This is a genomic window from Chitinophaga sp., from assembly GCF_035564935.1.
GTDB lineage: Bacteria > Bacteroidota > Bacteroidia > Chitinophagales > Chitinophagaceae > Chitinophaga.
This window is the reverse complement of record NZ_DATMTE010000876.1, coordinates 1-7,699: the sequence shown is the minus strand read 5'-3', so window position 1 is coordinate 7,699 and position 7,699 is coordinate 1. Positions and strand designations below refer to the sequence as shown.

The window sequence follows — 7,699 nt, the reverse complement described above, 5'->3', positions numbered from 1 at the left end:
ATTGCTGCCGGTCCAACTCAGGAGATATTGCGCCGCGCCAAGTTTCATATAGCAAAAGAATTACTGATCAGCATATCGGAAGGAGACGAAGCGGCTTTTCGTGAACTTTTTTATGGGGCTCTTCCCTGGCTTACTTCTTTTATACAAAGGATGGTTAAATCGCCGGAAGGGACCCAGGAGATTGTGCAGGAAACCTTTATCCGCATCTGGCTGAGCCGGGATAAGCTACCGGGGCTGCTTGAACCGCAGGCTTGGATCAGACGGGTTGCCAGCAACGAATGTTTTACCTGGTTCCATAAGCAGGCAGCGCTCCGCAAGGTGACCGGTATCAGTGAAGAAGAAGGTACTGCTGCTGCCAACCATGGGGAAGACCGGCTACAGGTGCAGGAAACACTGCAGCTGGTCAGGGAGGCGGTAGCGCAATTACCACCCCAGCGTAAAAAGATCTACCAGCTGAGCAGGGAAGAAGGATTGAAAACACAGGAAATTGCCGACCGGCTCCAGTGCTCTCCCAGTTATGTGAAAAATACACTTAGTGCAGCGCTAAGTTATATCCGTGGACACCTTGCCGCGGCGGGAAAGATAATCCCGCTTCTATTTTTGTTCTCCTTAACTCGCTGAAAGTAAACTACTTAATTTTTATTTTAAAAAAAATGAAAGCCCGATGAGTACCACCGGTCTTTTTTCCATTCTTTATAATATTACGCTGCCTGCCGGCGTGCACCTGTAATTATTTTACTACGTTTTGAAAACCACTATGGAACAGAGAATTACTTTTTTATTGAAAAAAAGTGGGGAGGAAGGATTAACGAAAGCCGAAGAGACGGAACTGACTGCTTTTTTTCAGGACGAAGCTAACCGGGAGCTGTTTAACAGCGCGGCGGCTGCATGGCCGGAAGAGATTCCCGGCGATGGAGAGGTGAATCCTGTAAACTGGGAGCCTGTACTACAGGATATATTGTTGGCAGATAAGCCCGGCAATACCCCTGTGAAGGTATTGTACCGGAAATGGTGGCAATATGCAGCGGCGGTAGTGTTCATAGTGGCGGCATCGGGTGCATGGTTCCTGTTGCAGCCCAAAAACCGGGCAACACACCATGTTCCGGAAGTAGCTGCAGACATAGCTCCCGGTACTAACAAGGCCATGCTGCAGTTATCAAACGGAAAAACCATTGTGCTCTCCGATGCGCAGAATGGCGTGGTAGGGCAGCAGGGGAATGCACAGGTAGTAAAAACAGATAATGGCGTATTGGCGTACCGGCGGGGAGCTGCAGTTGCCGGCAATGGGGTGGAATACAATACAATGATCACACCACGGGGCGGGCAATTCAGGATTGTATTGCAGGACGGCTCAACGGTATGGCTTAATGCTGCGAGTTCTTTAAAATACCCGGTAGAATTTAATGGCGCGGAACGGGTGGTAGAGCTCACCGGCGAAGCATACTTCGAGGTAGCAGCCAGGCCCGGACAGCCCTTCCGGGTGAAATCAAAAGGACAGGAAGTATTGGTGTTGGGAACTCATTTTAACATCAATGCTTACCCGGATGAAACAATGACTGCCACTACACTGATCACGGGTAAGGTAAAAGTATCCGGTGCAGGATATGCCGGCGTGTTGCAACCGGGAGAACAGGTGCAACAACAGGGAAACAGCCACTGGCAGCTGTTGAAGAATACAGACATTGAAACTGTAATGGCCTGGAAGAATGGGTATTTTTCCTTTAACAAAGCCAATATTGTTACGGTAATGCGGCAACTGGCCAGGTGGTATGATGTGAATGTAATATTTGAAACCAAAAATACAGAACAGGCTTTTGTGGGTGAAATACCCCGCAGTGTGAGCCTGGAGAAGGCTTTAGAAATACTTAAATTCAGTAATGTTCATTATGTAATAACAGGAAGAACAATTAAAATCATCGACTGATCAATCAACCAACCGCGATTTATTATCAACCAAAAACCAACCAACCATCAATGAAAAAAAATACGTCTTAAAAAAGAAAACAGAAGTGCTTGCAACACTTCTGTTTAATCCGGGTTCACCGACAACTATCCGACTAAAGAAAGTTTAATCAATTCACCCAAACACTACAAATGTATGCAATTAAATAATTGCTATAGGCATTTCTTTGCCCGTTCCCTCCTTAAAAAAACGATGCTCATTATGAGATTGAATTTTTTCCTGATTGTTGTGCTATGCCTGCATGTAAGCGCGAAGGGGGTGTCTCAGGAGATTACATTATCATTGAAAGAGGCTTCACTTGAAAAAGTACTGTCAGGTATTAAAAAACAGAGCGCTTACCACTTCTTTTATGACGCGCAGCTGCTGCGGGAAGCCACGCCCGTAAGTGTGCAGTTGAAAAAAGCCACGCTCCGGCAGGCGCTGGAGCAAAGTATGCAGGGACAACCGTTTTCCTGGCGTATTGATGAAGATAATAAGCTGGTGGTGATCGGCAGAAAAACAGTTACGGTAACACCGTTGATAGATATCGCGGTGGCATCCGGCACTGTAACCGGTGTGGTAGTGGATAATGAGGGCAAACCTATACCTGGAGCAACGGTAAGCTTGCGGCCCTTTAACAGGGGCACCATTACAAAAGAAGACGGCTCCTTTAGCTTTAAAAACCTCGCCGCCGGTAATTATACGATCGTGGTTACTTTCGTTGGCTACGGATCTTATGAAAGAAATATTAAAGTAGGCAACACGCCGGTAACACTGACCATTGCGCTAAAACCGGCGCTTACAGAGTTAAATGCCTCTGTGATTGTTGGTTATGGCACTACTACAGAACGGAACAAAACGGAGTCGATGTCGTCCGTAAGATCAAAAGAACTTACAGAAAATCACTCCAGCATAGCTGTGTCGGACATGCTGGCAGGCCGGTTGCCGGGATTATATGCTGTGAAATCCGGCGGCGCGCCGGGCACAGGTTCCACCCTGTTTGTGCGGGGGCTGAGCACCTTCAATAACTCGGCGCCATTGGTGGTAATTGACGGTATCCCCGACAGAAGACTGGATGACCTCAACGCCAACGATATTGACGTGATCTCCGTATTGAAAGATGCTTCGGCCATTTCCGTTTACGGCGCCCGTGCCGCCAACGGGGTAATACTCGTAACCACTAAAAAAGGAAATATCGGCAAACCCAGTATCACTTTTGCGGCCAACGTGGTGAACCAGCGTCCTACACAATACTATAAACAGATGAATGCTTTTGACTATGCTACCACATACAATGAAGCACTCAAAAATGAAGGGTTGTACCAGCCTGGTATAGGCATGGGTTTCAGCGATGAAGCCCTGCAGAAATACAAGGATGGTTCCGATCCCGACCGTTATCCAAACGTGAACTGGATCGATGAAGTACTGGCTACTTCTTTGTGGCAAAGCAATTATAATCTTTCGGCCGCAGGCGGAAGTGAAAACATCCGCTATTTTATTTCCGGGGGCTATTCAAAGAACAGCGGACTGGTACCAGTGGAAGGTTACAGCCGCTATAACCTGCGCAGCAACCTGGAAGCAAAGGTAACGCGCGACCTGAAGGTGACCATGAACCTGAGCGGCTCCTTCAGCAAACAGGATGGAGAGTCTGTTTATGGTTCGGAGTATGTTGTAAGGAATATGTATGGCACACCGCCTATCCGTGCCAACCGCTTTACCAACGGATTGTACGCCATGGTGCCGGAGCAGCGGGGCAATGCTTACCAGCAGTCGATAGGCGCATCCGGTTACAATCTCACCAATACCAATATCTTTAATTCGGTAGTGAACATACAGTATGATGTTCCCTTTATAAAAGGCCTGTCGCTGAAAGGCAACGGCTCTTTTGATAAATTGTATTCCTTCGGCAAACGGTTTGCCACACCATACGACATGTACACTGTTGATGCAGCAGGGAAGTTTACCAAAGCCACACCTTATCCTACGGAACCTTATCTCCGTGAAACATTTGCGCAAACACAAAGTCTTACGCTGGAAGCGGGCGCGCAATACGACCGTTCATTCGGTAAACACGACCTGTCCGGTTTGCTGCTGTTTACACAAACCAATAACACCGGCGACAATTTCAATACGCAACGTTCGGGCTTTGTGTCTTCCAGTTTATCGCAACTGGATCTGGGTGATCCTACAAGGGTCACTAACGGCGGTAATGGTACACAGAACGCCAGGCGGGGACTGGTAGGACGTTTTTCTTATAATTATGCATCGCGCTACCTCTTCCAGTTTAACTTCCGCTATGATGGGTCTGATATTTTTCCTCCTGATCAGCGGTATGGATTTTTTCCATCGCTTTCCGCAGGGTGGATATTATCAGAAGAACATTTTATGGATAATGTATCCAACAACCTTGATTTCCTGAAGCTGAGAGCTTCCTGGGGACAGCTCGGTAATGATCGTGTAGATCCGTACCAGTTCCTCACTACCTATGCTTTGGGAGCTACGCCCGGGTACTCACTGGGAGGAGCTGTACCACAGTATTATCAAACATTATCACCTAATGTACTGCCTAACCCCGTATTTACCTGGGAGCGTGCGGTGATCGCCAATGTGGGCGTGGAAGCGCATTATAAACAGGACCTGTTCACACTGGAGGCGGATTATTTCCAGAAAAGAACAAAAGATATCCTGGCGCCGCCGGCGCAGCAGGTACCTACTGTAATTGGTATAGGTCTGCCGGATATTAACAGTGGTATTGTGGATACCAAAGGACTGGAAGTTACTTTGAGCCATACGCAGCATTTCGGGAAGTTCTCTTATTTTATCTCCCCCAATTTTACCTTCAGTAAAAACAAGATCGTTTACTACCCGGAATCACAGAGCATTCCGGAGTGGCAAAAGATCACGGGCAAGTCCATCGGTTATTTGTATAACAGTGTGGGCATCCAGGGGGTAGGATACATTTCTGAAGGTTTATACCAAAGTGAAGATGAAATTGCCAAAGGCCCCAAACCACTTTACCCCGGCACCGCTCCCGGCGATATCCGGTACAAGGATGTGGACGGCGACGGCGCTATTACAGCCAGGGACCAGGTAGCTTTTGGCGCTGCATTTTTTCCCAAGATCCAGTATGGCATCCGCTGGGGCGTTAAATACAGCAGCCTGGAGCTGAATGTGCTGATGCAGGGGGCTGGCAATGTACAAGGCTATGCGTATATCAACCTGCCGGCTACAGCAGATAAGCTGGACCGCTGGACGCCTGATCATACCAATGCTTCCTATCCGCGTTTGTGGTATAATAACCAGAATAATGAAGAAAACTCTGATTACTGGTCCCGCAATACGGCCTACCTCCGCCTGAAGAATATGGAACTGGCTTACAGTCTGCCTGGTACTGTACTTCAGCACATTGGTGCAAAGAGTTTACGCATCAGTATCAGTGCAAATAATCTCTTCACTTTCACTCATTTTAAATCATTTGATCCCGAAAGTGCAGGACAGGTACGCGACCCGCTGATGAAGTCGTTCGCAGCCGGCGCCACGCTGCAGTTCTGATCTGTGAAAATGAATTTATTGAACATCTAATGCTCTCAAATGAAAAAATTAATCAGCTATATAGCCCTTGCTGTAACGGTGGGAACCCTTGCCTGTAATAAAGAGGCATTGAATAAAGGCCCTCTGAACCTTTACAGCGACAGCAACGTATGGAAAGACAGCGCCCTCGTCAGCCGGGTGGTACTGGAATCGTACAGTAAGATACATTCGGTTTATGATGACGCCGGCAACTGGATGATCTGTGATATTACAGATGAAGCCAAATGCGCCAAGTCGTTCCTCCAGGCCAACCTGGTGAACTCCGGTCAGTATTCTCCTTCTTCCAATATCTACACCAGTACCTGGAACGACACCTATATTGCAGTACGCAACTGTAATACGGTGTTATCGCATATGGATGATATGCCCTTCAGTGCAGCAGGAAAACAACAGATCAAAGGCGAAATGCTGTTTCTCCGTGCGTTGCATTACATGGACCTCTATTTTACCTTCGGGCGTTTCCCGGTTGTGGATAAAGTTCTTTCACTGGATGATGAATTATCGATAGGACGTGGTACCGATGAAGCCTGTGTAAAATTTATGGTGAAAGACCTGGATGATGCAGCCGCCATTTTGCCGGAAAGCTATCCTGCGGCTTCCACAGGACGTGCTACCCGTTTTGCAGCATTGGCCATGAAGGCACGATTGCTGCTGAATTACAAGGATTACAGCGGCGCTGCTGCCGCTGCCAAAGAGGTGATAGACAAAGGCGGTTTTTCCCTGTTTCCGGATTATGGCGCTATGTTTTTTCCTGAGAATGATGATAACAGCGAGGTTATTTTTAATAAAGAATACGCGGGAGATTTGAGCGGACAGGTACATGCGCTCGATGACTACAATAACTCCACTTACTTCACGGGCTTTGGCAGTGTGAGGGATTGTCCTACACAGAATATGGTAGACCAATACCTCATGACAGATGGTAAATCCTGGAACCAGTCGGCCTCATACGATCCTGCGCATCCATATGCCAACCGCGATCCACGCCTGCAGGCCAGCATTATTTACGATGGTACCACCTGGATGAATACCGTAATGGATCTGAAACTGGGCTCTGCTATGAACCCCGGTACCTCCAGCACAGCTATCACCGGTTACCTGCTCCGCAAATTCATGAATCCTAACTACATCTTCGGTGGTAATAATACTAATTACCAAAACTGCATCATGATGCGGCTGGGCGAAGTGTATCTTAACTATGCAGAATGCCAGCTGAAACTGAATAATCCCGGTGAGGCGCGCACTTATGTAAACCTCCTCCGCAAACGGGTGAATATGCCGGAAATAACCGGCCAGCTCACCTGGGATGATTATGTGCGCGAGCGCACTGTGGAACTCGCATTTGAAGGCCAGCGCTTCAATGATATCCGCAGATGGGGTACCGGCAAAACGATGATAGGGACTGCCATCAAAGCCATGCAGATAGGCATTGTAAACGGCGCCAGAACATATACTGCGGTACCACTGGAACAGCGGTTCTTCGAAGACAAAATGTATTATTTCCCGATACCGCAGGAGCAGCTGCAAAAATATCCTGCAGGGAAAGTACCCGAACAAAATACCGGTTGGTAATCATCTACATAAAATTATATACAGTCAAACACCAGCATTATGAAAATCACTTTCAATCACTTAAGCGCATATACCATTGCAGCAGCATTGTTATGGTTGCCCTCAATGGCAGGCGCCCAATCGAAACAAAAAGGCGACAGCCTGGTTGGCGTTATCAATAAACACCCGGAAAACGTTGCTGCACACGATGCTTATATCCAGGCGATGTGGAAAGACAGTGCCGGGGTTGTAAAGCAATACCAGCAATGGACAAAGAAATTTCCTGCAGTAGCAGCCGTGCAGTACGGGTACGGTAAATTTTATGCAAACAGAGAGCATCCCGCAGCACGGCCTTTCCTGCTGAAAGCCGTAGAACTGGACCCCAAGTTGGCGGACGCATGGCAGGAATTATCTGTTGATGCAGAGCGCTGGGGTGAATTTGATAAGGCACGGGAATTTATGGGGAAGGCATCCGCGGCAGAACCAAACAACCCGGATTATTTTTTCTATTATGCCAATGCTTTTGAAAAGGACAATCCCCAGAAATACCGGGAGATGTGTAATGAGCTGATCAAAAAGTTTCCCGAAAGCCAGCGGGGCGCCCAGGCGCTGTAC

Annotated in this window: 5 protein-coding genes; all 5 read left to right on the top strand. The window is 47.7% G+C overall.

Annotation, left to right across the window (positions count from 1 at the left end):
• A partial coding sequence (locus tag VN105_RS22870; RefSeq protein ID WP_325644570.1) for an RNA polymerase sigma factor occupies positions 1 to 621 on the top strand: 621 nt, incomplete at its 5' end.
• A 136-nt stretch (positions 622 to 757) separates the two neighbouring features.
• Positions 758 to 1,924 (top strand): FecR family protein, encoded by a 1,167-nt coding sequence (locus VN105_RS22865; RefSeq protein ID WP_325644568.1) that lies wholly within the window; start codon positions 758 to 760, stop codon positions 1,922 to 1,924.
• Positions 1,925 to 2,164: 240 nt separating this feature from the next.
• Positions 2,165 to 5,494, top strand: a complete 3,330-nt coding sequence (locus VN105_RS22860) for a TonB-dependent receptor (RefSeq protein ID WP_325644566.1) — start codon at positions 2,165 to 2,167, stop codon at positions 5,492 to 5,494.
• A 39-nt stretch (positions 5,495 to 5,533) separates the two neighbouring features.
• Positions 5,534 to 7,105 (top strand): RagB/SusD family nutrient uptake outer membrane protein, encoded by a 1,572-nt coding sequence (locus tag VN105_RS22855; protein WP_325644564.1) that lies wholly within the window; start codon positions 5,534 to 5,536, stop codon positions 7,103 to 7,105.
• A gap of 39 nt (positions 7,106 to 7,144) precedes the next feature.
• Positions 7,145 to 7,699: hypothetical protein (locus VN105_RS22850; protein ID WP_325644562.1), on the top strand; the 555-nt coding region annotated here is incomplete at its 3' end.